This is a genomic window from Salinivibrio sp. EAGSL (assembly GCF_013366455.1).
GTDB classification, from domain to species: Bacteria; Pseudomonadota; Gammaproteobacteria; order Enterobacterales; family Vibrionaceae; genus Salinivibrio; species Salinivibrio costicola.
The window spans coordinates 1-2,255 of record NZ_JABWMG010000042.1 but is presented as its reverse complement, the minus strand read 5'-3'; the positions used below and the strand labels follow the sequence as shown (position 1 = coordinate 2,255).

Annotated in this window: 2 protein-coding genes; both read left to right on the top strand. The window is 50.8% G+C overall.

What is annotated here, in order from left to right:
• The first annotated feature begins 95 nt into the window (after nt 1-95).
• Nucleotides 96-1,589 (top strand): IS21 family transposase, encoded by a 1,494-nt coding sequence (gene istA, locus HLG76_RS14580; protein WP_175993932.1) that lies wholly within the window; start codon nt 96-98, stop codon nt 1,587-1,589.
• The coding region (istB, locus tag HLG76_RS14575; RefSeq protein WP_175993931.1) for an IS21-like element helper ATPase IstB at nt 1,582-2,255 on the top strand (674 nt) is incomplete at its 3' end. The genes istA and istB, both read left to right, overlap by 8 nt.

Genomic DNA, 2,255 nt, shown 5'->3' with positions numbered 1-2,255 from the left:
GTATTGAGCGACAATTACGGTGGCCGGTCTAGCGACAATTATCTTGGCCGGTTGATCTGATAAGGTTCGGTACAGCAGAACGGAGGGAGTTCACTGTGCCGGGAACACGAATCACGGATCAACAGGTCACGATCTATATGACTCACAGAAAACAAAAAAGCCAAGCTGTTGCTGCTGCTAAAGCAGGTATTTCAGAGCGGTCAGCCCGGCGTCTTGATAAAGCCAATCAACAAACAAACGACGGTAAGCGCCAGTGGCGCACACGTAAAGATCCACTGGCGCCAATATGGGAAAGCATTGTTGTTCCCATACTTGAACTGGATAAAGACATCACGCCCGTAGGCGTTTTTGATTACCTTTGCGAATATCACACCGATAAGTTCAGCCCAGGATCGCGCCGAACACTTGAGCGCCGGATCCGTAAATGGCGCTCTTTACACGGGCCTGCTAAAGACGTTGTGTTTATACAAACCCATGAATATGGTGCGCTCGGTATTACCGATTTTACTCATGTGAAATCGCCGGTCACCATTGCCGGTGAGCCATTAAAGCACATGCTGTTTCATTACCGGATGCCGGCCAGCGGCTGGGCGTTCATCCAGGTTATCTATGGCGGCGAGAGTTTTGCGGCCTTCTCTGATGGATTACAAAATGCGCTACATGCCGCCGGCGGTGTGCCCAAAGAAATCCGTACCGACAGCTTGAGTGCGGCTTATAAGAATCACTCATCGGCTGATGATTTAACGGAGCGCTTCAACGACCTTGTTAAGCACTATGGTTTTAGAGCAACCCGCAACAATCCGGGTGTTGCGCATGAGAACGGTGCTATCGAAAGTCCGCACGGGCACACCAAGTCCCAAGTCGAGCAGGCACTGAAAATCCGCGGTAGTTACGACTTCGACAGCCGTAATGCGTATGAAGCCTTTGTTGCCAGCGTGGTAGCTCGGCGTAATCGTCGCGTCAGCGACAAATACCAACTCGAGCAGCGACAATTACAGGCACTGCCCCGGGCAATGAGTGTCAATTACACCGAGCATTATGTCACGGTGTCGCGGACAAGCACGATCTGCCTCAAGCGCGTCACCTACACGGTGCCATCACGGCTTATTGACAGTCGATTGCTGGTACGGCTTTATGATAACCGGTTAGCCCTATTTTACGGCACCGACTTCGTGCTTGAGCTCGAGCGTGTCTATGCCGACAAAGGTGGTCGCGCCCGCAGCGTCAATTACCGGCATGTTATTGATGCACTGGTTAAGAAACCGCGTGCGTTCCGGCACTCACAGCTGCGCGATGACTTATTACCGGACGACAATTACAGAACCATCTGGGAGTATGTCGACGACAAGCTAACGGCCGATAAAGCCAGCTATTACATGGTAAAACTGCTTCATTTAGCCAAACAAAGCGGTTGTGAACGTCAATTAGGCCGATTTATTGCCGCGTCAATTACCCAGCGACAATTACCGGCCATCCGGGAATGCGAAGAACGCTTTTTAGTTATCGAGCCAAAAAAGCCGTCATTTACCATCAAACAACACAGCCTAAGCTCGTATGCCAGTATGATACCGGGAGGCCTGCATGGATAACACAACGGCCTCATTATCACTCATGCTCAAGCAGCTAAAGCTCGCCACCATGGTTAAAGAATGGGACGCGCTGGGCAATAAAGCGGTTAAAGAGCAATGGAGCCCTCAGCAGTACTTATCCGAGCTCTGCCATATCGAGCTGGCAAACCGCGAAGATAAACGCTTACAGCGGTTGCTGAAAGACGCCAAGTTACCGGCTGGAAAAAACCTTGGCAATTTCGACTTTAAACGGGTCGACGGTATCTCAAAACACCAGGTCATCGATCTGGTTAACCAACCCGGTTGGTTGAAACTCGGCGCTAACGTCTTGCTGTTCGGAGCCAGCGGGCTGGGTAAAACTCATATCGCCAGTGGCATCGGTTACGGGCTTATCGAGCAGGGCTATAAAGTTAAGTTCATCGCGGCCTCAGCCATCGTGCAACAGCTACAACAGGCGAAACAACACCTTCGGCTGCAGGACGAGTTACTGAAGCTGGATAAATACAATCTACTTATCGTGGATGACGTAGGTTACGTTCGCAAAACCGAGCAGGAAACCAGTGTGCTGTTCGAACTAATCGCGCATCGATATGAAAGACACAGCATGATCATCACATCAAATAAGTCATTCGAGCAATGGGACGAACTGTTCGACGACTCAACGATGACCATCGCCGCCATCGATCG